The organism is Streptomyces sp. 17_S59 (assembly GCF_056930295.1).
Genome location: NZ_JBXOWD010000001.1, coordinates 1,637,338 through 1,662,450, shown reverse-complemented (window position 1 = coordinate 1,662,450; position 25,113 = coordinate 1,637,338). Strand labels below are relative to the sequence as shown.

At 72.3% G+C, this 25,113-nt stretch carries 20 protein-coding genes; 19 read left to right on the top strand and 1 reads right to left on the bottom strand.

The features are described 5' to 3' along the window. Positions 1-146 precede the first annotated feature (146 nt). The 16 genes from rsmH (at position 147) to AC1Z4A_RS07120 (ending at position 18,179) form a co-directional block, all read left to right on the top strand. On the top strand, positions 147-1,109 hold the full coding sequence (rsmH, locus tag AC1Z4A_RS07195) for a 16S rRNA (cytosine(1402)-N(4))-methyltransferase RsmH (protein ID WP_483677004.1): 963 nt from the start codon (positions 147-149) through the stop codon (positions 1,107-1,109). Then, a complete protein-coding gene (gene ftsL / locus AC1Z4A_RS07190; protein ID WP_483677003.1) occupies positions 1,106-1,735 on the top strand; it encodes a cell division protein FtsL in 630 nt (209 codons plus the stop codon). Before rsmH ends, ftsL begins: the two co-directional genes overlap by 4 nt. An 8-nt stretch (positions 1,736-1,743) precedes the next feature. Further along, complete coding sequence (locus AC1Z4A_RS07185; RefSeq protein ID WP_483677002.1) at positions 1,744-3,651, top strand: peptidoglycan D,D-transpeptidase FtsI family protein; 1,908 nt, start codon at positions 1,744-1,746, stop codon at positions 3,649-3,651. Positions 3,652-3,674: 23 nt separating this feature from the next. Further along, positions 3,675-5,390 (top strand): UDP-N-acetylmuramoyl-L-alanyl-D-glutamate--2,6-diaminopimelate ligase, encoded by a 1,716-nt coding sequence (locus AC1Z4A_RS07180; RefSeq protein ID WP_483677001.1) that lies wholly within the window; start codon positions 3,675-3,677, stop codon positions 5,388-5,390. 65 nt (positions 5,391-5,455) lie between these two features. Beyond that, positions 5,456-6,877, top strand: a complete 1,422-nt coding sequence (locus tag AC1Z4A_RS07175) for a UDP-N-acetylmuramoyl-tripeptide--D-alanyl-D-alanine ligase (RefSeq protein ID WP_483677000.1) — start codon at positions 5,456-5,458, stop codon at positions 6,875-6,877. Continuing rightward, positions 6,877-7,941, top strand: a complete 1,065-nt coding sequence (gene mraY / locus AC1Z4A_RS07170) for a phospho-N-acetylmuramoyl-pentapeptide-transferase (protein WP_483676999.1) — start codon at positions 6,877-6,879, stop codon at positions 7,939-7,941. The genes AC1Z4A_RS07175 and mraY overlap by 1 nt, the downstream gene beginning before the upstream one ends. Continuing rightward, complete coding sequence (murD, locus tag AC1Z4A_RS07165; protein WP_483676998.1) at positions 7,923-9,377, top strand: UDP-N-acetylmuramoyl-L-alanine--D-glutamate ligase; 1,455 nt, start codon at positions 7,923-7,925, stop codon at positions 9,375-9,377. The genes mraY and murD overlap by 19 nt, the downstream gene beginning before the upstream one ends. A 52-nt stretch (positions 9,378-9,429) precedes the next feature. Then, entirely contained in the window at positions 9,430-10,815 is a 1,386-nt protein-coding gene (ftsW, locus tag AC1Z4A_RS07160) for a putative lipid II flippase FtsW (RefSeq protein WP_483676997.1), read from the top strand. 6 nt (positions 10,816-10,821) lie between these two features. After that, the gene (murG, locus tag AC1Z4A_RS07155; protein WP_483676996.1) at positions 10,822-11,916 is read left to right on the top strand and encodes an undecaprenyldiphospho-muramoylpentapeptide beta-N-acetylglucosaminyltransferase; all 1,095 of its coding nucleotides are present in this window, start codon (positions 10,822-10,824) and stop codon (positions 11,914-11,916) included. Positions 11,917-11,943: 27 nt separating this feature from the next. Further along, complete coding sequence (locus AC1Z4A_RS07150; protein WP_483676995.1) at positions 11,944-12,849, top strand: cell division protein FtsQ/DivIB; 906 nt, start codon at positions 11,944-11,946, stop codon at positions 12,847-12,849. 240 nt (positions 12,850-13,089) lie between these two features. Next, entirely contained in the window at positions 13,090-14,334 is a 1,245-nt protein-coding gene (gene ftsZ, locus AC1Z4A_RS07145) for a cell division protein FtsZ (protein ID WP_483676994.1), read from the top strand. A gap of 5 nt (positions 14,335-14,339) precedes the next feature. After that, a complete protein-coding gene (gene pgeF / locus AC1Z4A_RS07140) occupies positions 14,340-15,104 on the top strand; it encodes a peptidoglycan editing factor PgeF (RefSeq protein WP_483683528.1) in 765 nt (254 codons plus the stop codon). Beyond that, positions 15,101-15,820: a YggS family pyridoxal phosphate-dependent enzyme gene (locus tag AC1Z4A_RS07135; RefSeq protein WP_483676993.1), complete on the top strand. Its 720-nt coding sequence runs from the start codon at positions 15,101-15,103 to the stop codon at positions 15,818-15,820. The genes pgeF and AC1Z4A_RS07135 overlap by 4 nt, the downstream gene beginning before the upstream one ends. A 121-nt stretch (positions 15,821-15,941) precedes the next feature. Further along, positions 15,942-16,550, top strand: coding sequence for a cell division protein SepF (locus AC1Z4A_RS07130; protein ID WP_361889782.1), 609 nt, complete (start codon positions 15,942-15,944; stop codon positions 16,548-16,550). 71 nt (positions 16,551-16,621) lie between these two features. Beyond that, positions 16,622-16,906 carry a YggT family protein gene (locus AC1Z4A_RS07125; protein WP_086567466.1) on the top strand — a complete coding sequence of 95 codons (285 nt, stop codon included), beginning with the start codon at positions 16,622-16,624 and terminating at the stop codon, positions 16,904-16,906. Positions 16,907-16,967: 61 nt separating this feature from the next. After that, the gene (locus tag AC1Z4A_RS07120) at positions 16,968-18,179 is read left to right on the top strand and encodes a DivIVA domain-containing protein (protein ID WP_483676992.1); all 1,212 of its coding nucleotides are present in this window, start codon (positions 16,968-16,970) and stop codon (positions 18,177-18,179) included. 221 nt (positions 18,180-18,400) lie between these two features. On the opposite strand, the gene ileS is transcribed toward AC1Z4A_RS07120, so the two are convergent. Next, positions 18,401-21,535: an isoleucine--tRNA ligase gene (gene ileS, locus AC1Z4A_RS07115; protein ID WP_483676991.1), complete on the bottom strand. Its 3,135-nt coding sequence runs from the start codon at positions 21,533-21,535 to the stop codon at positions 18,401-18,403. 441 nt (positions 21,536-21,976) lie between these two features. Here ileS and AC1Z4A_RS07110 point away from each other — a divergent pair, with 441 nt between their 5' ends. The 3 genes from AC1Z4A_RS07110 (at position 21,977) to AC1Z4A_RS07100 (ending at position 25,021) form a co-directional block, all read left to right on the top strand. Beyond that, positions 21,977-23,362 (top strand): TraR/DksA family transcriptional regulator, encoded by a 1,386-nt coding sequence (locus AC1Z4A_RS07110; protein ID WP_483676990.1) that lies wholly within the window; start codon positions 21,977-21,979, stop codon positions 23,360-23,362. 65 nt (positions 23,363-23,427) lie between these two features. After that, complete coding sequence (locus AC1Z4A_RS07105) at positions 23,428-24,012, top strand: signal peptidase II (RefSeq protein ID WP_483676989.1); 585 nt, start codon at positions 23,428-23,430, stop codon at positions 24,010-24,012. 67 nt (positions 24,013-24,079) lie between these two features. After that, on the top strand, positions 24,080-25,021 hold the full coding sequence (locus AC1Z4A_RS07100; protein WP_483676988.1) for an RluA family pseudouridine synthase: 942 nt from the start codon (positions 24,080-24,082) through the stop codon (positions 25,019-25,021). Positions 25,022-25,113: the final 92 nt, after the last annotated feature.

Sequence of the window (25,113 nt, the reverse complement as noted above, 5' to 3'; positions counted from 1 at the left end):
GCGCCGCGCACGCACCCCTCGGCCTCCTCCCGCTCCCCGGTCGCCCCGACGCCTCTTCCCCGGCGCCGGACCGGCCACTTCCCCTTCGAGCGGGCGGGGACCCGGCGGTGCGTCGCGCCCGCGCCTCCCCGTTCTCAGAAGGGCGCATGAGCAGCAACGCGCGACACGTCCCCGTCATGCTCCAGCGCTGTCTGGACATGCTCGCCCCCGCACTCGCCGAGCCCGGCGCGGTCGTCGTCGACTGCACCCTCGGCGCGGGCGGCCACAGCGAGGCGCTGCTGAAGCGGTTCCCCGAGGTCCGGCTCGTCGCCCTGGACCGCGACCCCACGGCCCTGAAGCTCGCCGGCGAGCGCCTCGCCCCCTACGGCGACCGCGCCACCCTGGTGCGAGCCGTCTACCACGAGCTGCCCGAGGTGCTCGAGCGGCTGGGCATCGAGAAGGTCCAGGGGGTCCTCTTCGACCTCGGCGTCTCCTCCATGCAGCTCGACGAGGCCGACCGCGGCTTCGCCTACGCGCAGGACGCGCCCCTGGACATGCGCATGGACCAGACGACCGGGGTCAGTGCGGCCGAGGTGCTCAACACCTACCCGCCCGGCGAGCTGGTGCGCATCCTGCGCGCGTACGGCGAGGAGAAGCAGGCCAAGCGCATCGTCTCGGCCATCGTCCGGGAGCGCGAGAAGGAACCCTTCACCAACAGCGCCCGGCTCGTCGAGCTGATCCGCGACGCCCTCCCGCAGGCCGCCAAGCGCACCGGCGGCAACCCCGCCAAGCGCACCTTCCAGGCCCTGCGCATCGAGGTCAACGCCGAGCTGGCCAGCGTCGAGCAGGCCATCCCGGCCGCCGTCGCCGCGCTCGCGGTGGGCGGCCGCGTCGTCGTGCTGTCGTACCAGTCGCTGGAGGACCGCATCGTCAAGAGCGTCTTCGCCGCCGGGGCCACCAGCACCGCGCCGCCCGGCCTGCCGGTCGTGCCCGAGCGCTACCAGCCGCGCCTGAAGCTGCTGACGCGCGGCGCCGAGCTGCCCACCGAGGAGGAGGTCGCCGAGAACCGGCGGGCCGCCCCCGCCCGGCTGCGCGGCGCCGAGCGCATCCGCGAGGACGTCGTCCCGTGACGCCCGCCGCCCGCCGGGGCGCCCGGCTCGGCCGGCTGCTGCCCCCGGGGGTGGCCGGGGCCCGGCGCACCCCCTTCGTCCTGCTCGTCGTGGTGCTGCTCGGCTCCGGCCTGATCTCGCTGCTGCTGCTGAACTCCGCGCTCAACCAGGGCTCCTTCGAGCTGAGCAAGCTCCAGCGCAGGACCACCGAGCTGACCGACGAGCAGCAGGCCCTCCAGCAGGAGGTCGACCAGCTCGCCGCCCCCGACGCCCTGGAGCGCCGGGCCCGGCAGCTGGGCATGGTCCCCGGCGGCAGCCCCGCCTTCCTCAACCCCGACGGCTCGGTCAGCGGCGTCCCGGGCCCGGCCTCCTCCCAGGTCCCGGCCGCCCCCGCTGCGTTTCTCCCGCCCACCCGCCCGGCGTTTCTCCCGCCCACCCGCCCGGCGTTTCTCCCGCCCACCCGCCCGGCCTTCGTACCGCCCGCACTCCCGCCCGCCGTCCCGCCAGCCGCCGTCCCGGCGCCGGTCCCCGCGGCGCCCATGGTCCTCCAGCCGCCGCTGCGGCCCGCCCTCGTCCGCCCCCCGGCGGGCACCGTCCCCGCCCTCCCCCCGCCACCGGCGGAGGGGAACCTCCGACAGATCAGGTAGGTGAGGCCGTGACGGCGCCCAGGCAGCCCCGCCGCCCGGTACCCGGGCCCGCGCGCCCCGTCGCGCGCCCGGCCCGCCCCCGGCCCGGCTCGCAGACCCTGCGGCTGGGCAGCCCGCGGCCCCGGCTGCGGCTGATCGGGGTCGGGTTCACGCTCGTCCTGATGGTCTTCACCGTCCGGCTGCTCCAGGTGCAGGCCGTCGACGCCAGCGCGTACGCGGCCCGGGCCAACGTCAACCGCTACATCCCGGTCACGCTGGCCGCCGAGCGCGGCGCCATCACCGACCGGGCCGGCATCGACCTGGCCACCACCGTCGACGCCTACGACATCACCGCCGCTCCCGACCTGCTCACGCCCGAGCGGGCCAAGACCCAGGGCGCCGCCCGGCAGGCCGCCGGGCTGCTCGCGCCCGTCCTCGGCGAGGACGCCGGGGTGCTGGAGCGCAAGCTCACCGCCAACCCCAAGTCGAAGTACGTCGTCCTCGCCCGCCGGCAGACCCCCCAGGTCTGGAAGAAGATCACGGAGCTGAAGAAGGCGCAGCAGGAGAAGGCCCGGCACACCAAGGGCACCAACGTCCTCGCCGGGGTCAACCGCGAGTCCCACAGCAAGCGCGTCTACCCCAACGGCGAGCTGGCCGCCGGCCTGCTGGGCTTCGTCAACGGCGACGGCCAGGGCGGCGGCGGCCTGGAGGCCCAGCTCAACGAGGTCCTCGCGGGCAAGAACGGCAAGCGCGTCTACGCCCAGTCCGGCGGCCGCCAGGTGCCCACCGGCGACGTCAAGGAACAGGCCGCGGTGCCCGGCTCGGACGTGGAGCTGACCATCGACCGGGACATCCAGTGGGCCGCCCAGAACGCCATCACCCAGCAGGTGCGGGACTCGGCGGCGGACCGCGGCTACGTCGTCGTGCAGGACACCCGCACCGGCGAGATCCTGGCCATGGCCAACGCCCCCGGCTACAACCCCAACGAACTGGACCGCGCCGACCGCGGCGCCATGGGCAACTTCGCCCTCCAGGACGCCTACGAGCCGGGCAGCGTCAGCAAGGTCATGACCATGGCGGCCGTCCTGGAGGAGGGCGTCGCCACCCCCTCGACCCACGTCGAGGTACCCAACCGGCTGCCGCGCGCCGACCGCGCCTTCGCCGACGACGTCGACCACCCCACCTGGCACCTGACGCTCAACGGAGTCCTGGCGAAGTCCAGCAACATCGGCACCATCCTGGCCAGCGAGCAGCTCGGCAAGAGCCGCGAGGAGGCCAGCAAGGTCCTCTACACCTACCTGCGGAAGTTCGGCGTCGGCCGCCCCACCGGCCTCGGCTTCCCCGGCGAGACGCCCGGCATCCTCGCCCGGCCGGGGGAGTGGACCGCCTCCCGGCCCTACACCATCCCCTTCGGCCAGGGGCTGTCCCTCAACGCCGTGCAGGCCGCCTCGGTCTTCTCCACCATCGCCGCCGGCGGCGAGCGCGTACAGCCCACCCTGGTGCGCGGCACCAAGGGCCCCGACCACCGCTTCACCCCCGCCCCGGCCCCGCCCCGCACCCGGGTGGTCGGCGAGAAGACCGCCCGGGAGCTGTCCGAGATGATGGAGTCGGTCGTCGACGACCAGGAGGGCACCGGGACCAAGGCGAAGATCCCCGGCTACCGCGTCGCCGGCAAGACCGGCACGTCCAACCGGGTGGATCCGGCCACCGGCCGCTACCACGGCTACACCGCCTCCTTCGCCGGCTTCGCCCCCGCCGACCAGCCCCGGATCACCGTCTACTGCGCCATCCAGAACCCCACGAAGGGCAGTTACTTCGGCGGCCAGATCTGCGGGCCGGTCTTCAGGCAGGTGATGGAGTTCGCGCTGAAGACCCTCCAGGTCCCGCCGTCGGGCTCGCAGCCGCCCCGGCTGCCGGTGAGCTACGACGGCCAGTGAGCCACCGGACACCTGGACCCGCCGTGACGACGATCACTCCCGACCCGGGGAACCACGGCCCGGCGCGCCCCTCGCTTCGCGACGAGGCGGGTGCGCCCGGTACGCTCACCGCCGTGCCCCACGCTGATCAGTCCCACACCACCCCCCAGGACGCCCCCGCCGTGACGACGTCCGTCACGAGCCCGGGAGCGCCCCGCCCCACCCGGGTCCGCCCTGTGCCCCTCGCGGAGCTGGCCGGTCAGCTGGGCATCCCCGCACCGCAGGGCGCGGGGGACACCGCGGCCACCGGCATCACCCACGACTCGCGGGCCGTCCGCCCCGGCGACGTCTACGCCGCGCTGCCCGGCGCCCGCTTCCACGGCGCCGACTTCGCCGCCCAGGCCGCCGGCCTCGGCGCCGTCGCCGTGCTGACCGACCCGGCGGGCGCCGAGCGCGCCGCCGCCACCGGCCTGCCCGTCCTCACCGTGGCCGACCCGCGCGCCCGCATGGGCGCCCTCGCCGCCGCCGTCTACGGCGAGCCCGGCCACGACCTGCTCCAGATCGGCATCACCGGCACCTCCGGCAAGACCACCACCGCCTACCTCATCGAGGGCGGCCTGCGCGCCCTGGCCGGGCCGACCGGCCTGATCGGCACCGTGGAGTCCCGCATCGGCGACGAGCGGATCAAGTCGGAGCGCACCACCCCGGAGGCCACGGACCTCCAGGCGCTCTTCGCCGTCATGCGCGAGCGCGGCGTCCGCTCGGTCGCCATGGAGGTCTCCAGCCACGCGCTGCGCCTCGGCCGCGTCGACGGCTGTGTCTTCGACGTCGCCGTCTTCAACAACCTCAGCCCGGAGCACATGGAGTTCCACACGGGCATGGAGGACTACTTCGCCGCCAAGGCCGAGCTGTTCACCGAGCAGCGCAGCCGCCTCGGTGTGGTGAACCTCGACGACGAGTACGGCCGCCGGCTCGCCGCGGGCGAGTCCGGGGTCCCCGTCGTCACCTTCTCCGCCGAGGGCCGCGAGGACGCCGACTGGCGCGCCGTCGACGTCGAGTCCGGCCCGTTCGACTCCACGTTCACCATCCAGGGCCCCGAGGGCCGCTCCGCACGGGCCAGAGCGCCGCTCGCCGGACCGTTCAACGTCGCCAACGCGCTCGCCGCCGTCGTCGCGCTCGTCGCGGCCGGCGCCGACCCGCAGGCCGCCGCCGACGGCGTCGCGGCCGTCCCCGGCGTGCCGGGCCGGCTGGAGCGCGTCGACGCGGGCCAGCCCTACCTCGCGGTGGTCGACTACGCCCACAAGACGGACGCAGTCGAATCGGTTCTCCGCGCGCTGCGCAAGGTCACCAAGGGCCGCATCCACGCCGTGCTCGGCTGCGGCGGCGACCGCGACGCCACCAAGCGCGCCCCCATGGGCCGCGCCCTCGCCCGGCTCGCCGACACGGCCGTGCTGACCTCCGACAACCCCCGCTCCGAGGACCCCCTCGCGATCCTCGCCACCATGCTTTCGGGCGCCGCCGAGGTGCCCGCCGCCGAGCGCGGCACCGTCCTCCTGCTGGAGGACCGCGCCGCGGCCATCGCCGCGGCCGTCGCCCGCGCCGAACCCGGCGACACCGTCCTGGTCCTGGGCAAGGGCCACGAACAGGGCCAGGACATCGCCGGGGTGGTACGCCCCTTCGACGACCGCAAGGTGCTGCGCGAGGCCATCGAGGCCGAGCGGCTGCGTTCGTCGACCAAGGACCGGAACGACCAGGGATGACAGACCGCCATGCGCGCACAACCCTTCCCCCGGAAGCCCTCCTCGACGGCCGGAGGTGAGGACCGGTGATCGCACTGTCCCTCGCCGAGATCGCCGCCATCGTGGGCGGGCAGCAGCACGACATACCGGACCCGGGGCTCACCGTCACCGGCCCGGTGGTCATCGACTCCCGTGAGGTGCGGCCCGGCGGCCTGTTCGCGGCCTTCGCCGGGGAGCACGTCGACGGCCACGACTTCGCCGAGCGCGCCGTCGCGGCCGGTGCCGTGGCCGTGCTGGCCGCCCGGCCCGTCGGCGTCCCCGCGATCGTCGTCGACGACGTCGTGGCCGCCCTCGGCAAGCTCGCCCGCGCCGTCGTGGGGAAGCTGGGCACCACCGTCGTGGGCCTGACCGGCTCGGCCGGCAAGACCAGCACCAAGGACCTGGTCGCCCAGCTCCTGACGGGCCTGGGCCCCACGGTGTGGACCCCGGGTTCCCTCAACAACGAGATCGGGCTGCCGCTGACCGCGCTGCGCGCCGACGAGGGCACCCGCCACCTCGTGCTGGAGATGGGTGCCCGCGGCATCGGCCACATCCGCTACCTGGCCGAGCTGACCCCGCCGCGCATCGGCGTCGTGCTGAACGTCGGCACCGCCCACGTCGGCGAGTTCGGCGGCCGCGAACAAATCGCCCAGGCCAAGGGCGAGCTGGTCGAGACGCTGCCGGCCGCGGCCGAGGGCGGCGTCGCCGTGCTCAACGCCGACGACCCCTTGGTGCGCGCCATGAGCGCCCGCACCAAGGCCCGTACGGTGCTGTACGGCGAGGCGTCCGATGCCGACGTCCGCGCCGAGGACGTCCGTCTCGACGCGACCGGACGGCCCTCCTTCACGCTCCACACACCCACCGGGTGCGGGGACGTGACCATGCGGTTGTACGGTGAGCACCACGTGTCGAACGCGCTCGCCGCGGCCGCCGTCGCCCATGAGCTGGGCATGCCCGCAGCGGAGATCGCCGCAGCGCTCTCCGGGGCGGGCCAGCTCTCGCGCTGGCGCATGGAGGTCACCGAGCGTGCGGACGGCGTGACGATCGTCAACGACGCCTACAACGCGAACCCCGAGTCCATGCGAGCCGCGCTGCGCGCGCTGGCCGCGATGGGCGAAGCCGCACAGGCTAGGGGCGGACGTACGTGGGCAGTACTCGGTCGGATGGCCGAGCTGGGCGAGGAGTCACTCGCCGAGCACGACGCGGTCGGGCGGCTCGCCGTCCGGCTCAACGTCAGCAAGCTCGTGGCAGTCGGGGGCAGGGAAGCGGCCTGGCTGCGGATGGGCGCCTATAACGAGGGTTCGTGGGGTGAGGAGTCGGTGCACGTGTCCGACGCGCAGGCGGCGGTCGACCTGTTGCGCAGCGAGTTGCGCCCGGGAGACGTCGTACTGGTGAAGGCGTCCAGGTCGGTGGGGCTGGAGCGGGTGGCCGAGCAGCTGCTCGCCGTCGACGGTGAGGTCGCCGGCTGATGAACCAGATCCTCTTCGCGGGTGTCATCGGTCTGTTCCTGACCCTCATCGGCACCCCGCTGCTGATCAAGTTCCTCGCCCGCAAGGGCTACGGCCAGTTCATCCGCGACGACGGCCCGCGCGGCCACGCCGGGAAGAAGGGCACGCCCACCATGGGCGGCATCGCCTTCATCCTGGCCACGCTCATCGCGTACGCCGTGACGAAGGTGATCACCAGCAAGGAGCCGACGACCTCGGGCCTGCTGGTGCTGTTCCTGACGGCGGGCATGGGCCTGGTCGGCTTCCTGGACGACTACATCAAGATCGTCAAGCAGCGGAGCCTGGGCCTGCGGGCCAAGGCGAAGATGGCCGGCCAGCTGATCGTCGGCATCGCCTTCGCCGTCCTCGCGCTGCAGTTCGCCGACACCCGGGGCCAGACCCCGGCGTCCACCCGGCTCTCGTTCACCCAGGACTTCGGCTGGTCCGTCGGCCCGGTGATCTTCGTGGTCTGGGCGCTGTTCATGATCCTCGCGATGTCGAACGGTGTGAACCTCACCGACGGCCTCGACGGCCTCGCCACCGGCGCCTCGGTGATGGTCTTCGGCGCGTACGTCTTCATCGGCACCTGGCAGCACGGCCAGTGGTGCGGCAACTCGCTGACCGCGGGCGCCGCCTGCTACGAGGTGCGGGACCCGCTGGACCTGGCCGTCGTGGCCTCCGCGCTGATGGGCTCCTGCTTCGGCTTCCTGTGGTGGAACACCTCGCCGGCCAAGATCTTCATGGGTGACACCGGCTCGCTCGCCCTCGGCGGCGCCCTCGCGGGTCTGGCGATCTGCTCCCGCACCGAGCTGCTGCTCGCCCTCCTCGGCGGCCTCTTCGTGCTGATCACGATGTCCGTGATCATCCAGGTCGGCTCCTTCCGCCTGACCGGGAAGCGCGTCTTCCGGATGGCTCCGCTCCAGCACCACTTCGAACTCAAGGGGTGGAGCGAGGTCCTTGTGGTGGTCCGCTTCTGGATCATCCAGGGCCTGTGCGTCGCCGTCGGACTCGGGATCTTCTACGCGGGATGGCTGGCGGTCAAGTGACCTCTGCGGAATTCAACGGCAAGCACATCACCGTCGCCGGCCTCGGCGTGAGCGGCATCAGCGCCGCCCGCGCCCTGGCCGGCCTCGGCGCCCGTGTCACCGTCGTCGACGGCGGGGACAGCGAGGCGCTGCGCGAGCGCGCGGACGCCCTGGAGGCCCGGGGCATCACGGTCCGCCTCGGCGACGCGGCCACCCTCCCCGAGGGCACCGACCTCGTCGTCACCTCGCCCGGCTGGCGGCCCGACAGCCCGCTCTTCGCGGCCGCCGCCGAGGCGGGCGTGGAGGTCGTGGGCGACGTGGAGATCGCCTGGCGGCTGCGCGACGAGGGCTCCGCCCCCTGGCTCGCGATCACCGGCACCAACGGCAAGACCACGACAGTGCAGATGCTCGCGTCCATCCTGCAGGCCGCGGGCCTGCGCACGGCCGCCGTGGGCAACATCGGCACGCCGATCATCGACGTGGTGCTCGGCGACCGGCCGTACGACGTGCTCGCCGTCGAGCTGTCCAGCTACCAGCTGCACTGGGCGCCCTCGCTGCGCGCCCACTCCGCGGCGGTCCTCAACGTGGCGCCCGACCACCTCGACTGGCACGGCTCCATGCGCGCCTACGCCGCCGACAAGGGCCGGATCTACGAGGGCAACACGATCGCCTGCGTCTACAACGCCGAGGACCCCCGCACCGAGCACCTGGTCCGCGAGGCCGACGTGGAGGAGGGCTGCCGGGCCATCGGCTTCACCCTCGGCGCCCCCGGCCCGTCCATGCTGGGCGTCGTCGACGGCCTGCTCGTCGACCGGGCCTTCGTGGAGAACCGCCACCAGCAGGCCCAGGAGCTGGCCGAGGTCTCCGACATCGCGCCCGCCGCGGGCCCCCCGGCCCCGCACAACATCGCCAACGCCCTGGCCGCCGCCGCCCTGGCCCGCGCCTTCGGCGTGGAGCCCCGGGCCGTGCGGGACGGGCTGCGCGCCTTCCGCCCGGACGCCCACCGCATCGCCCACGTCGCCGAGGTCGGCGGCGTCGCCTACGTGGACGACTCCAAGGCCACCAACACCCACGCCGCCCAGGCGTCGCTGGCCGCCTACGAGTCCATCGTGTGGATCGCCGGCGGCCTGGCCAAGGGCGCGACCTTCGACGAGCTGGTCACCGCCGCCGCCAAGCGGCTGCGCGGCGTCGTCCTGATCGGGGCCGACCGGGCGCTGATCAGGGAGGCTCTGGCGCGACACGCCCCGGATGTCCCGGTCGTGGACCTCGACCGGACCGACACTGGGGCGATGGCCGAGGCCGTCCGGCAGGCGGCCCGGCTGGCCGCACCAGGGGACACCGTGCTCATGGCCCCGGCCTGCGCCTCGATGGACATGTTCACCGACTACAACAAGCGCGGCGAGGCCTTCGCCGAGGCGGTACGGGCCCTGGCGGCCGGCCGCGCCGCGGACGAGTAGCCGCCGGACCCGCGGCGCGGGCCGGCGGCGCGGGACACCAGCGGAGGGGAACATGCGGATGCACGCGGAGTTCGCCGACGACGCCCTGCCGGGCGGCGCCTGGACGGCCCTGCGCGGCTCCCCGGCCCGCCCCCGGCCCGCCCGCGCGCCCCGTCCGGCGCCGCGGGCGGCCACGGGCGGCCCCCGCCCGCCCCGCGGCGGCCCGGGCGGCCTGCGCGGCCTGCACCTGCGCGCCAAGCGCGCCTGGGACCGCCCGCTGACCGCCTACTACCTGGTACTCGGCGGCTCCCTGCTGATCACCGTGCTCGGCCTGGTGATGGTCTACTCCGCCTCCCAGATCAAGGCGCTGCAGAACGGCCTCGCCCCCAGCTACTTCTTCCGCAAGCAGCTGCTGGCCGCAGCCATCGGCACCGTGCTGCTGCTGGCCGCCGCCCGGACGCCCGTCCGGCTGCTGCGCGCCCTGGCCTACCCGCTGCTCGCGGGCTCGGTCTTCCTGCTCTGCCTGGTCCAGGTGCCCGGCATCGGCCAGACCATCAACGGCAACACCAACTGGATCTCCCTCGGCGGGCCCTTCCAGCTCCAGCCCAGCGAGTTCGCCAAGCTCGCGCTGGTGCTCTGGGGCGCCGACCTGCTGGCCCGCAAGCATTCGAAGAAGCTGCTCACCCAGTGGAAGCACCTGCTGGTGCCGCTGGTGCCCGTCACCTTCCTGCTGCTCGGCCTGATCATGCTCGGCGGTGACATGGGCACCACCGTCGTCCTCACCACCGTGCTGCTCGGCCTGCTGTGGGTGGCGGGCGCTCCCACCAGGCTCTTCTCCGGTGTGTTCGGCGTCACCGCCGCCCTCGCCGTACTCTTCATCAAGACCAGTGCGAACCGCATGTCCCGGCTGGAGTGCATCGGGGCCACGGACCCGGGTGATCACGACCAGTGCTGGCAGGCGGTGCACGGGATCTACGCCCTGGCCAACGGCGGCTGGTTCGGAGCCGGGCTCGGGGCGAGTGTGGAAAAATGGGGTGAACTGCCCGAGCCGCACACCGACTTCATCTTCGCGATCACCGGCGAGGAGCTGGGCCTCGCGGGGACGCTGTCGGTGCTCGCCCTGTTCGCGGCTCTAGGCTATGCGGGTATCCGCGTGGCCGGACGCACGGAGGACCCCTTCGTGAGGTATGCCGCGGGAGGCGTGACCACCTGGATCACGGCCCAGGCCGTGGTCAACATCGGTGCGGTGCTCGGCCTGCTGCCGATCGCCGGAGTCCCGCTCCCGCTGTTCTCCTACGGAGGGTCCGCCCTGCTGCCGACCATGTTCGCCATCGGGCTCCTGATCGCCTTCGCGCGCGACGAACCCGGTGCGCGGGCGGCGCTGGCCATGCGGCAGCCTGGGGTGAGATGGAAGACGATGAGACGGCGCGTCAAGAAGCGGCCGTCCGGAGAGCGGTGAATTTCGGTGCATGTCGTACTCGCCGGTGGGGGGACCGCCGGCCACATCGAGCCCGCGCTCGCCCTCGCGGACGCCCTGCGCAGGCAGGACCCGACCGTGGGGATCACGGCGCTCGGCACGGAGCGGGGCCTGGAGACCCGGCTGGTGCCCGAGCGGGGCTATGAGCTGGGGCTGATCCCCGCCGTGCCGCTGCCCCGCAAGCCCACCCCGGAGCTGATCACCGTCCCCGGGCGGCTGCGCGGCACCATCAAGGCCGCCGAGCAGATCCTGGAGCGCACCAAGGCGGACTGCGTGGTCGGCTTCGGCGGCTATGTGGCACTGCCCGGCTATCTGGCCGCCAAGCGGCTGGGCGTGCCGATCATCGTGCACGAGGCCAATGCGCGCCCCGGCCTGGCCAACAAGATCGGCTCGCGCTACGCCGCCGGCGTCGCGGTGTCCACCCCGGACAGCAAGCTGCGCAACGCCCGCTATGTCGGCATCCCGCTGCGCCGCACCATTGCCACCCTGGACCGGGCCGCCATGCGCCCCCAGGCGCGGGCCGCCTTCGGGCTCGACCCCAACCTGCCCACGCTGCTGGTCTCCGGCGGCTCGCAGGGCGCCCGCAGGCTGAACGAGGTCATCCAGGCCGTCGTCCCGTTCCTCCAGCGCTCCGGCATCCAGGTGCTGCACGCGGTCGGCCCCAAGAACGAACTGCCGCGCGCAGACAACATGCCCGGAATGCCGCCCTATATCCCGGTATCGTATGTTGACCGGATGGACCTCGCGTACGCCGCGGCCGACATGATGCTCTGCCGCGCGGGCGCGATGACCGTCGCGGAGCTGTCCGCCGTCGGCCTCCCGGCCGCCTATGTCCCGCTGCCCATCGGCAACGGCGAGCAGCGGCTCAACGCCCAGCCCCTGGTCAAGGCGGGCGGCGGACTGCTGGTCGACGACGCCGAGCTCACTCCCGAGTGGGTGCAGAGCCAGGTGCTCCCGGTGCTGTCCAACCCGCACCGGTTGTACGAGATGTCCCGTGCCGCCGCCGAGTTCGGCCGACGGGACGCCGACGAACTGCTCGTCGGCATGGTGTACGAGGCGATTGCCGCACGCAGAGCGGGCTGACGGCCCGTAGGAGCAGGAGGCTGGAGCGTGGCCGGATCGACGACCGCCCGGCGCGGTGGCGAGAAGAACGCAAGGCCCAAGTCGTCCAAGTCGTCCAAGTCGCCGAAGCCGGCCAGGGCTTCCGCGGCGTCCAGGTCGTCGAAGCCGTCCCGCCCGTCGTCCGCCCGGCCCCGGCCGGGCGGCGGCTCCCGCAACGCCCGTACGCGCCCCTCGCGGCCCCGCCCGCGCGCCCTCCGGCGGCGCAGGCTCGTGCTGTGGGGGGCGCTCGCCGTTCTGCTCGGCGCGGGCGCCTGCTGGGCGCTCTACGGCTCCGACTGGCTGCGCGTCACCCGGGTGGACGTCAGCGGCACCACCGCGCTGACGCCCGACCAGGTGCGCACGGCGGCCGAGGTGCCCCTGGGCGACCCCCTGGCGTCGGTGGACACCGACGCCATCGAGGAGCGGCTGCGCACCCGGCTGAAGCGGATCGAGTCGGTTGACGTCGTACGGTCCTGGCCACACGCGATCGGTCTCAAAGTGACCGAACGACGGCCCAAGGCGCTCCTCGAAAAGGGCGGAAAGTTCATCGAAATCGACCGCGAGGGCGTGCGGTTCGCCACAGTCGATCAAGCCGTCGAGGGGGTGCCGCGGCTGGTACTGGAGGCCGTGGACTCGCCCAGCACCCGCCGGTTCGGCACCGAGCGGCTCGAACAGGAGGCGGTCCGGGTCTCGGCCGCCCTGCCTGCGGAGATCCGCGGCGACACCCAGGTCATCCGCGTACGCTCGTACGACTCCATCACCGTGGAGCTGACGGGCGGCCGGACGGTGGTCTGGGGCAGCGGCGAGCGGGGCGAGGCGAAGGCCCGTACGCTCACCGCACTGCTCAAGGCCGCCGGGGGCGCGAAGCGCTTTGACGTCAGTGCTCCCGGTGCCCCCGCGGTGTCCGGGAGTTGACGCCGATCCCGGCTGGCCAGCACCCTGGTTGGCTACGGCTATGGGTGATCACATAGGGTGAAAAGAAAAACGGGAGGTTCGGCGTGTTCGTTGAAGCCGCGCCACTTGTCGACTTAGTGTCCTGCTTCAGAGAACCCAGGGAACAGTGGCACCGGTAACCCTAAACTTCAACGTTAGGGTTCGGGTCGGCATTGAGAACCGCCCCCAGGCATACGTAACTCGAGGCGAGAGGCCTTCGACGTGGCAGCACCGCAGAACTACCTCGCAGTCATCAAGGTCGTCGGCATCGGCGGCGGTGGCGTCAACGCCATCAACCGGATGATCGAGGTCGGTCTCAAGGGCGTCGAGTTCATCGCGATCAACACCGATGCACAGGCCCTGCTGATGAGCGACGCCGACGTGAAACTCGACGTCGGCCGGGAACTCACCCGCGGCCTCGGTGCCGGCGCGAACCCCGATGTCGGCCGCAAGGCGGCCGAGGACCACCGCGAGGAGATCGAGGAGGTCCTCAAGGGGGCCGACATGGTCTTCGTCACCGCCGGCGAGGGCGGCGGCACCGGCACCGGCGGTGCGCCCGTCGTGGCCAACATCGCCCGCTCGCTCGGCGCCCTGACGATCGGTGTGGTCACCCGCCCGTTCACCTTCGAGGGCCGGCGCCGTGCCAACCAGGCCGAGGACGGCATCGCGAGCCTCCGCGACGAGGTCGACACGCTCATCGTCATCCCCAACGACCGGCTGCTGTCCATCTCGGACCGCCAGGTGAGCGTGCTCGACGCGTTCAAGTCGGCCGACCAGGTCCTGCTGTCCGGTGTCCAGGGCATCACCGACCTCATCACCACCCCGGGTCTGATCAACCTCGACTTCGCCGACGTCAAGTCCGTGATGTCCGAGGCCGGCTCGGCCCTGATGGGCATCGGCTCGGCCCGCGGCGACGACCGTGCGGTGGCCGCGGCCGAGATGGCGATCTCCTCGCCGCTGCTGGAGGCGTCCATCGACGGCGCCCGCGGCGTCCTGCTTTCCATCTCCGGCGGCTCCGACCTCGGTCTCTTCGAGATCAACGAGGCCGCCCAGCTGGTCAGCGAGGCCGCGCACCCCGAGGCCAACATCATCTTCGGCGCCGTCATCGACGACGCCCTCGGCGACGAGGTCCGGGTCACGGTCATCGCGGCCGGGTTCGACGGCGGCCAGCCGCCGGCCAAGGGCAGCCGGGACAAGGTCCTCGGCTCCTCCTACGGCTCCGCCCGCGAGGAGGCCGCCCCGGCCGCGGCCGCCGGCCGCCAGTCCGCCGCGCCGGCCGAGCCGGCCCGCCCGGCCTTCGGCGGCCTGGGCAGCGTGACCCCGCGCACCGAGGAGCCCGCGCCGGCCGAGCCGGCCCCGGTCGCCGAGGTCCCGCCGCCCCCGGTCGCCTCGCCCCAGGTCCCCCCGGCCCGCCCGTACCAGGACTCGACCGCCGAGGAACTGGACGTTCCCGACTTCCTGAAGTGACGTCGGTGATAGGGAACTCGGCCCCGCAGGCGCGGGGCGGGCCCCAGGTGGCCCACGCGAGCGGCGCGCACTTCGCCTTCACCGACAGGTGGGGCGGGGTGAGCGCCGCTCCGTATGCGGAGCTGAACCTGGGCGGCGCGGTCGGCGACGACCCGGCGGCCGTGCGGACCAACCGCGAGCGGGCCGCCCGGTCGCTGGGCCTCGACCCGGCCGCGGTGGTCTGGATGAACCAGGTCCACGGCCGCGATGTGGCGGTTGTGGACGGACCCTGGCAAACGGGTGAAATCCCCCGGGTCGATGCCGTGGTGACGGCGCGTCGGGGGCTTTCCCTCGCGGTGCTGACCGCCGACTGCACGCCGGTCCTGCTGGCCGACCCGGTCGCCGGGATCGCGGGCGCCGCCCACGCCGGGCGGCCCGGGCTGGTGGCCGGGGTCGTGCCGGCGGTCGTCGAGGAGATGGTCCGGCTCGGTGCCGACCCGGCCCGGATCGTCGCCCACATCGGCCCCTCGGTCTGCGGCCTCTGCTACGAGGTCCCGGAGACGATGCGCGCCGAGGTCGCGGAAGCCGTGCCCGAGGCCTGGTCCACCACCCGCCGGGGCACCCCGGCGGTGGACGTGGCGGCCGGGGTCGTGGCCCAGCTGGACCGAATGGGTGTCACCATCGGCGGCAAATCCCACATTTGCACGCTGGAGTCGGCGGACCACTTCTCCTATCGGCGCGAGCGCACCACGGGGCGGCTCGCGAGCTATGTGTGGCTGGACGAGCTGTGACGGACCGTAGAACCCAGTTGGCGGACAACCTCGCTCGGGTGGAGGAACGTATCTCTGCCGCTTGCGCCGCCGCCGGTCGCAAGCGCGAGGAGGTGACCCTGATCGTGGTCACCAAGACCTACCCGGCGAGCGACGTCCGCCTCCTCGCCGAACTGGGGGTCCGGCACGTCGCGGAGAACCGTGACCAGGACGCCGCCCCGAAGGCGGCCGAGTGCTCGGATCTGCCGCTTACCTGGCACTTTGTCGGTCAGTTGCAGACCAACAAGGTCCGGTCGGTGGTGAAATACGCCGATGCGGTGCACTCAGTTGACCGGAACAGACTGGTCACGGCGCTCTCGGCGGCGGCCGTCGGGGCCGGCCGGGAGCTGGACTGCCTGATCCAGGTGGCACTTGACGCCGAGTCCGGGAACCGCGGGGACAGAGGAGGCGTCGCTCCCGACGGGGTGCCGGCTCTCGCCGCGGAGATCGCGGCGGCCGAAGGGCTGCGGCCCGCGGGTCTGATGACGGTTGCTCCGCTGGCCGGGCCGTTTGCGGGGAGACCCCGGGCGGCGTTCGGCCGGCTGATGGAAATCGCAACGGACCTGCGCGCGGCCCATCCGACTGCGAACATGGTGTCCGCAGGGATGAGCGCGGACCTCGAGGACGCCGTGGCGGCCGGTGCGACACATGTACGTGTCGGCTCAGCGGTGCTCGGAGTCCGACCCCGGCTCGGGTAACGTCGCCAAGAAGTCGGACCACAGCAGAAAATATGGTCATTCCCGCCAAAAGGCGGGCGGACCACGTGGATCCGGGCGCCGTTGACGGAGCCGATCCACCACAGAGCGGAGGATGCGGAGAATGGCCGGCGCGATGCGCAAGATGGCGGTCTACCTCGGCCTCGTGGAGGACGATGGGTACGACGGCCCGGGGTTCGACCCCGACGACGAGTTCGAGCCCGAACCGGAGCCGGACCGGCGCCGACAGCACCAAACGCATCAAGCACAACAGACGCAATCGGACGAACCGGTTCGAGTCGCCCAGCCGCCCGCGCAGCGCGAACCCGCTCCGCTCGTAGCGGAAACGGGACGACCCGCCCGAATCGCCCCCGTGTCGTCCATCACACCCGAACGCCACTCTCTGGAGAAGAACGCACCGGTGATCATGCCCAAGGTTGTGTCCGAGCGGGAGCCCTACCGCATCACGACATTGCACCCCCGGACCTACAACGAGGCCCGTACCATCGGGGAACACTTCCGCGAAGGTACGCCGGTGATCATGAATCTCACCGAGATGGACGACACCGACGCGAAGCGGCTTGTCGACTTCGCCGCCGGTCTGGTCTTCGGACTCCACGGCAGCATCGAGCGGGTGACGCAGAAGGTGTTCCTGCTGTCTCCTGCTAACGTCGATGTCACGGCGGAGGACAAGGCCCGCATCGCAGAGGGTGGGTTCTTCAACCAGAGCTGAGACGCAACACCGGGCAATCCGGACAACGGCCAGTCAGGCCGAGTACGAGCAAGGGGAGAGGGACGCGCGAGATGGGCATCGCACAGCAGGTGATCTACATCGCGCTGTACTGCTTCCTGATCGTCCTGATCTTCCGGCTGGTGATGGACTACGTCTTCCAGTTCGCCCGCTCGTGGCAACCCGGTAAGGCGATGGTGGTCCTCCTGGAGGCCACCTACACTGTCACCGATCCGCCACTCAAGCTTCTGCGGCGGGTCATCCCGCCGCTGCGTCTCGGGGGCGTAGCGCTCGACCTGTCCTTCTTCGTACTGATGATCATCGTCTACATCCTGATCACCGTCGTGAGCCGGCTGTGAACGCGGCTGTGAACGATACGGTCTTGCCGATTGCCGACGACTACGTTGAGGTGAAGAAGAGATGCCGCTGAGCCCCGAGGACGTGCGGAACAAGCAGTTCACGACCGTCCGCCTCCGAGAAGGCTATGACGAGGACGAGGTCGATGCCTTTCTCGACGAGGTCGAGGCAGAACTGACCCGCCTGCTCCGGGAGAACGAGGATCTGCGCGCCAAGCTGGCCGCCGCCACGCGTGCCGCCGCGCAGAACCAGCAGCAGAACATGCGCAAGCCCGAGCCGCAGGACCAGCGACCCGGTGCTCCCGTGCCCGCCGCCATATCCGGCCCGCAGCCGGTGCCGCCGAACCAGCAGCAGATGGGTGGCCCGCCGCAGCTTCCGGGCGGTGCCCCGCAGCTGCCGGCCGGCCCAGGCGGCCACGGCCACGGTCCCCAGGGCCCGCACGGTCCCGGCCCGATGGGACAGAACGGTCCGATGGGTGGTCCGATGGGCGGACCCGGACCCATGGGACAGAACGGACCGATGGGGCAGAACCCCATGGCGCAGAACGGACCGATGGGCCAGAACGGCCCCATGGGTCAGAACGCCATGGCGCAGAACGGCCCCATGGGCGGCCCGCAGCTGCCCCAGCCCGGCCAGGGTCCGGGCGGCGACAGCGCGGCCCGAGTCCTTTCCCTTGCACAGCAGACGGCCGATCAGGCGATCGCGGAGGCCCGTTCCGAGGCCAACAAGATCGTCGGCGAGGCCCGCAGCCGTGCGGAGGGCCTGGAGCGGGACGCCCGTGCCAAGGCGGACGCCCTGGAGCGGGACGCGCAGGAGAAGCACCGCGTGGCCATGGGCTCGCTGGAGTCCGCCCGCGCCACGCTGGAGCGCAAGGTCGAGGACCTGCGCGGCTTCGAGCGCGAGTACCGCACGCGCCTGAAGTCCTACCTGGAGAGCCAGCTGCGCCAGCTGGAGAACCAGGCGGACGACTCGCTGGCCCCGCCGCGCACCCCCGCGACCGCGTCGCTGCCGCCGGCCCCCTCCATGAGCGGGTCGATGGCCCCGGCCGGTGCGGGTATGAGCGGTCACTCCATGGGCGGCAACCAGTCGATGGGCGGCAACCAGTCGATGGGCGGCCACGCCGCTCCCTCGACGGGCGGTCCGTCGTACGGCGGTCAGCAGCAGATGTCCCCGGCCATGACGCAGCCGATGGCTCCGGTGCGGCCGCAGGGACAGCAGCCGATGCAGGCGCCGTCGCCGATGCGGGGTTTCCTCATCGATGAGGATGACAACTGATCGCGGTTGCACCGCGGTGAGCATACGGGCCGGGGCCCCTGGGAATCCCAGGGGCCCCGGCCCGTTTTGCCGCGCCTTCGGCGCGGTTTTCGCCCACCCACCCGCCCATTACCCGGCACGGTCAGCAGGATCTCTTGGGTTCGCTGAACGATCCGGGTAAACGGGCGGGTGGGTGGGCGAAAACCCCCGGCGCGTCGGCGCCGGGGGCATCACCCGATTGCTTACGCCTTACGGAGGCGGAACGTCAGTCCGAGGCCCTCGTCGACGAACGGCTCGCCGTAGGAGTCGTCCGCTTCCCCGGATGCGAAGTCCGTGGCGAGGACCTCGTCCGCGATGAGGCTCGCGTGCTCGCCCAGAGCCGTGACGACCTCCTCGTCCGCGGAGACCCACCGCAGCGCGATGCGGTCCGCCACGTCCAGCCCGCTGTTCTTCCGCGCCTCCTGGATCAGCCGGATCGCATCGCGGGCCAGGCCCGCGCGCCGCAGCTCCTGGGTGATCTCCAGGTCGAGGGCCACGGTCGCACCGGAGTCGGAGGCCACCGACCAGCCCTCGCGCGGGGTCTCCGTGATGATCACCTCGTCCGGGGCCAGCGAGACCGTCTCGCCGTCGACCTCCACCGAGGCCGTCCCCTCGCGCAGGGCCAGCGACAGCGCCGCCGCGTCGGCCGCGGCGACGGCCTTCGCCACCGCCTGGACGCCCTTGCCGAAGCGCTTGCCCAGGGCACGGAAGTTGGCCTTGGCCGTGGTGTCGACCAGCGAGCCTCCCACCTCGGACAGGGAGGCGAGCGAGGAGACGTTCAGCTCCTCGGCGATCTGCGCGCGCAGCTCCTCGCCCAGCGCCTCGAAACCGGCCGCCGCGACCAGCGCGCGGGACAGCGGCTGGCGCGTCTTGACGCCCGACTCGGCGCGCGTGGCGCGGCCCAGCTCGACCAGGCGCCGGACCAGCACCATCTGCTTCGACAGCGTCGGGTCGACGAGCGCGGTGTCCGCCTTCGGCCAGGTGGCCAGGTGCACCGACTCGGGGGCCTGCGGGTCGACCGGGACGATCAGGTCCTGCCAGACCCGCTCCGTGATGAAGGGGACCAGCGGCGCCATCAGCCGCGTCACGGTCTCGACGACCTCGTGCAGCGTCCGCAGCGCGGCCGCGTCGCCCTGCCAGAACCGGCGGCGCGAGCGGCGCACGTACCAGTTGGACAGGTCGTCGACGAAGACGGACAGCAGCTTGCCGGCGCGCTGGGTGTCGTACGCCTCCATCGCCTCGGTGACCTGGGCGATCAGTGCGTTCAGCTCGCCGAGCAGCCAGCGGTCGATCAGCGGGCGGTCGGCCGGCGCCGGGTCGGTGTCACCCGGTGCCCAGCCGGACGTACGGGCGTAGAGGGCCTGGAAGGCGACGGTGTTCCAGTAGGTGAGCAGCGTCTTGCGCACCACCTCCTGGATCGTGCCGTGGCCCACGCGGCGCGCGGCCCACGGGGAGCCGCCGGCGGCCATGAACCAGCGGACCGCGTCGGCGCCGTGCTGGTCCATCAGCGGGATCGGCTGGAGGATGTTGCCCAGGTGCTTGGACATCTTCCGGCCGTCCTCGGCCAGGATGTGACCGAGGCAGACCACGTTCTCGTACGACGACTTGTCGAAGACGAGCGTGCCGACGGCCATCAGGGTGTAGAACCAGCCGCGGGTCTGGTCGATCGCCTCGGAGATGAACTGCGCCGGGTAGCGCTGCTCGAACAGCTCCTTGTTCTTGTAGGGGTAACCCCACTGGGCGAACGGCATGGAGCCCGAGTCGTACCAGGCGTCGATGACCTCCGGCACCCGGACGGCGGTGTGCGCGCAGCCCTCGGCGGTGCAGGTGAAGGTGACGTCGTCGATGTACGGGCGGTGGGGGTCCAGGTCGCTCTGGTCGGTGCCGGTCAGCTCCGACAGCTCGGCGAGCGAGCCGACGCAGGTGAGGTGGTCCTCCTCGCAGCGCCAGATCGGCAGCGGGGTGCCCCAGTAGCGGTTGCGGGAGAGCGCCCAGTCGATGTTGTTGTTCAGCCAGTCGCCGAAGCGGCCGTGCTTGACCGACTCGGGGAACCAGTTGGTCTTCTCGTTCTCCTCGAGCAGGCGGTCCTTGATCGCGGTGGTGCGGATGTACCAGGACGGCTGTGCGTAGTACAGCAGCGCGGTGTGGCAGCGCCAGCAGTGCGGGTAGCTGTGCTCGTACGCGATGTGCTTGAAGAGCAGGCCGCGCTCGGCCAGGTCGGCGACGAGCTTCTCGTCGGCCTTCTTGAAGAACTGGCCGCCGACCAGGCCGAGCCCCTCCTCGAAGGTGCCGTCCGGGCGGACCGGGTTGACCACCGGCAGGCCGTAGGCGCGGCAGGTCCGGAGGTCGTCCTCACCGAAGGCCGGGGCCTGGTGGACCAGACCGGTGCCGTCCTCGGTGGTGACGTACTCGGCGTTGACGACGAAGTTGGCGCCCTCCAGCTCGACCAGGTCGAACGGGCGGCGGTAGGCCCAGCGCTCCATCTCGCGGCCGGTGAAGGACTGCCCGGTGGCCGTCCAGCCCTCGCCCAGGGCCTTCTCCAGCAGCTGCTCCGCGACGATCAGCTTCTCGCTGCCGTCGGTGGCCACGACGTAGGTGACGTCGGGGTGCGCGGCGGCAGCCGTGTTGGAGACCAGCGTCCACGGGGTGGTCGTCCACACCAGGAGCGAGGCCTCGCCGGCCAGCGGGCCGGAGGTCAGCGGGAAGCGGACGAACACGGACGGGTCGACGACCGTCTCGTAGCCCTGCGCCAGCTCGTGGTCCGACAGGCCGGTGCCGCAGCGGGGGCACCAGGGGGCCACGCGGTGGTCCTGGACCAGCAGGCCCTTCTGGAAGATCTCCTTCAGCGACCACCAGACGCTCTGGACGTATGCGGGGTCCATCGTCCGGTACGCGTCGTCCAGGTCGACCCAGTAGCCCATGCGGGTGGTCAGCTCGGCGAACGCGTCGGTGTGGCGGGTGACGGACTCGCGGCACTTCTGGTTGAAGGCGGCGATGCCGTACGCCTCGATGTCCTGCTTGCCGGAGAAGCCCAGCTCCTTCTCGACGGCCAGCTCGACGGGCAGGCCGTGGCAGTCCCAGCCGGCCTTGCGGCCCACGTGGTAGCCCTGCATGGTGCGGAAGCGGGGGAAGACGTCCTTGAAGACGCGCGCCTCGATGTGGTGGGCGCCGGGCATGCCGTTGGCGGTCGGGGGGCCCTCGTAGAAGACCCACTCGGGGCGGCCCTCGGACTGTTCGAGGGTACGGGCGAAGATCTTCTGCTCGCGCCAGAACTCGAGCACGGCGTGCTCCAGGGCGGGCAGGTCGACCTGAGCGGGTACCTGGCGGTACTGCGTCATCGGCTTCCTCCGGCGGGACGGTTGTGCGCTGTCCGTCGGAGGGACGAGAAGGCGGCTTGCGCCGGGCTCCCGCGGTACCACCCTCCTTGGCCGCAGGCAGGCTCTGCCTCCGGCCCCCTCATTAGGGTCGCGACGCCGGTTCTACTGACCCCGAGGGGGCGTTCTTCCGGCGGCTCCGGGTTGATCTTCACCCCGCGCACGCCCCCCGGGCTCGCACCGTCCCCGGATCGCTGATGGCTGCGTGCGGCGCTACTCGTCCCATCCACGCCTTTCGCTGCGCCCAGTGTACGGGGCGCAGCCGCGAGCGGCCGACCGATTACGGGGCCGGAGGGCGGGCACAACGCAGGAGACCGGCGTGCCCCGTTGCCGCGTGCCCTGAGCCGATTTATCTTTCCCGCACGATTCACACGCAAGATCATAAAATGTGAAGGGATCGCGGCCATGGCGGAGAAGTCGGCGACGAGGGCCGTCCGGGCCGCGCCCGTTCGGGGGACGTCCGCCCTGCCGAAGTCCGCGAATGCCGGTGCGAATGCCGGTGCGGCGGCCAGGAAGATCACCAAAGCCGACGCGGTCGGCCGGGCGGCGCCCAAGAAGACGGCCGGAGGTGCGTCCGCCGCGAAATCGGCCGCCAAGAAGGCCGTCCCGGCCGAGAAGGCCGCGGCAGCCACGGCGGGCACCGCCAAGAAGGCTGCCGCGGGCAAGAAGGCGGCCCCCGCCAAGGCCGCGTCCGCGAAGAAGTCCGCGGCCGCCGCGAAGGCACCGGCGAAGAAGGCGGCCGCCAAGGAGGCGATCGCCAAGAAAACCGGTGCGAAGAAGACCACCGCAGAGAAGTCCGCGGCGGCGAAGGTCCCGGCGAAGAAGACAGCCACCAAGGAAGCCGCGGCCAAGAAGGCGATCGCGAAGGCCTCGGCCAAGAAGGCGGCCGCCGGGAAAGCCGCCCCGGAGAAAACCGCCGCGAAGAAGACCACGGCCGGGACGGCCGCCCCGGTCAAGGAGTCCGCGTCGGTCAAGAAGGCCGCATCCGCGGTCAAGAAGGCTCCGGCGGGGAAGACTGGCACGGTGGCCGGGACCGCCCCGCAGGGGAAGGCCAGGGCGGCGGGGGCCGCCGCCGAAACCGCCCCGGCCGCGAAGGCCGGGCCGAGGAAGAGAGCCGCACCGGCCGGGAAGGCCCCGGCAGGGAAAGCCGCACAGGCTGGGGAAGCGGAGCGCGCGCACAAGGCAACGGCCGGCAAGGCGCCCCGCAAGGCCGCCGCGCCGAAGCGGGCCGCGGCCCGCACCGCACCAGCAGAGCCAGCAGAGGCAGTGGAGAAGGCCGCACCGGCCGCAACGGCGGTGCCCGCTGAGGAGACGGGAGCCAGGACGGTGGCTGCGAAGAAGACCATGGGTGAGGCACAGGCCGCCAAGAAGGTGCCGGGAGCCCGCGCCGCGGGCACCGGGGTGCTCGCCGTGCGGCCGGGGGAGGAGCCCTGGTCGCCCGCCGAGGTGGCCGAGGCCCGGACGGAGCTGCAGAGCGACGCCCTGCGGCTCCAGGCCGAGATCGACGCCGCGGACGAGGCGATCAGCGGGCTGATGCGCGACTCGGGCGACGGTGCGGGCGACGACCAGGCCGACACCGGGACCAAGAACATCACCCGGGAGCACGAGCTGGCCCTGGCGGCCAACGCCCGGGAGATGCTGATCCAGACCCGGCGGGCGCTGGAGCGGCTGGACGCCGGGACGTACGGCCTCTGCGAGAACTGCGGCAAACCCATCGGGAAGGCCCGTATGCAGGCATTTCCCAGGGCCACCCTGTGCGTGGACTGCAAACAGCGGCAGGAACGTCGCTAGACCCGCCCGGCAGCGCGTGCCGTACCCTCGTCCTCAGTCAGCAGGGACGACATCCAGGGACTCACGTGACAGAGGCGGAACAGGCCGGACGGCCCACCGGGCCCACCGAGCGCGGCGGAGCCACGGCGGTGACGGCCGCGGGCGGCGGGAACAGCGGAACCGTCGGCAGGCGGCGCATCGCGGTGCTGCTCGTGGTGGCCGCCTTCGCCTACCTCCTCGACCTGGGCAGCAAGCTGCTCGTGGTGGCCCACCTGGAGCACCACGACCCCATTCGGGTGCTCGGCACCTGGCTCCAGTTCGAGGTGATCCGCAACCGCGGTGCCGCCTTCGGCATCGGCGAGGCGATGACGGTCGTCTTCACCGTCATCGCCGCGGCCGTGATCGTGGCGATCGCGCGCATCGCCCGCAAGCTCTACAGCCTGCCGTGGGCGATCGCGCTCGGCCTGCTGCTCGGCGGTGCCTTCGGCAACCTCACCGACCGGATCTTCCGGTCGCCCGGCGGCTTCGAGGGCGGGGTGGTGGACTTCATCGCCGCCCCGCACTTCGCGGTCTTCAATCTCGCCGACTCCGCGATCGTCTGCGGCGGCTTCCTGATCGTGATCCTCTCCTTCCGGGGCCTGGACCCGGACGGCACGGTCCACCAGGACTGACCCTCCGCGGACGGCTGCGCGGGCCCGCGCGTACGGGCCCGCCGGAGCCGTCCGTCATACTCGACAGGTGAGCACCATTCCCGAGATCCGCGCCCTTCCCGTACCCGACGGCCTGGAAGGCGAGCGCGTCGATGCCGCGATCGCCCGCATGTTCGGTTTCTCCCGTACCAAGGCGGCGGAGCTGGCGGCCGCCGGCAAGGTACAGCTGGACGGGGCCGCGGCCGGGAAATCCGACCGGGTGACCGGCGGGGCCTGGCTGGAGGTCGAGATGCCCGCGCCGCCCGCGCCGGTGCAGATCGTGGCCGAGCCCGTCGAGGGCATGGAGATCGTCCACGACGACGACGACATCGTCGTGATCGTCAAGCCGGTCGGCGTGGCCGCCCACCCCAGCCCCGGCTGGACGGGCCCCACCGTGATCGGCGGCCTGGCCGCCGCGGGCTACCGCATCTCCACCTCGGGCGCGGCCGAGCGCCAGGGCATCGTGCACCGCCTCGACGTCGGCACCTCCGGCCTGATGGTCGTCGCCAAGTCCGAGCGCGCCTACTCGCACCTCAAGCACCAGTTCCGGGAGCGCATCACCGACAAGCGCTACCACGCGCTGGTGCAGGGCCACCCGGACCCGATGAGCGGCACCATCGACGCCCCCATCGGCCGGCACCCGAACCACGACTACAAGTGGGCCGTCATCGCCGACGGCAAGCCGTCCGTGACCCACTACGACCTCATCGAGGCGTTCCGGGCCGCCAGCCTGCTGGACATCAAGCTGGAGACGGGCCGCACCCACCAGATCCGCGTGCACATGTCCGCCCACCGGCACCCCTGTGTCGGCGACCTGACGTACGGCGCGGACCCCACGCTCGCCAAGCGCCTGAAGCTCACCCGCCAGTGGCTGCACGCGGTGCGGCTCGGCTTCGAGCACCCCTCGGACGGCCGCTGGGTCGAGTTCGAGAGCGCCTACCCCGACGACCTGCAGAACGCCCTGGACAAGGTGCGCGCCGAGAGCGCGTAGCCGGCCGGCCCGGAGGGCGGGCCCGAGGCGGGTGAGGCAGGCTGGAAGCCTGCCGCGGCAGTCTCCCGCACCGACCCGCCCGGAGGGCATCC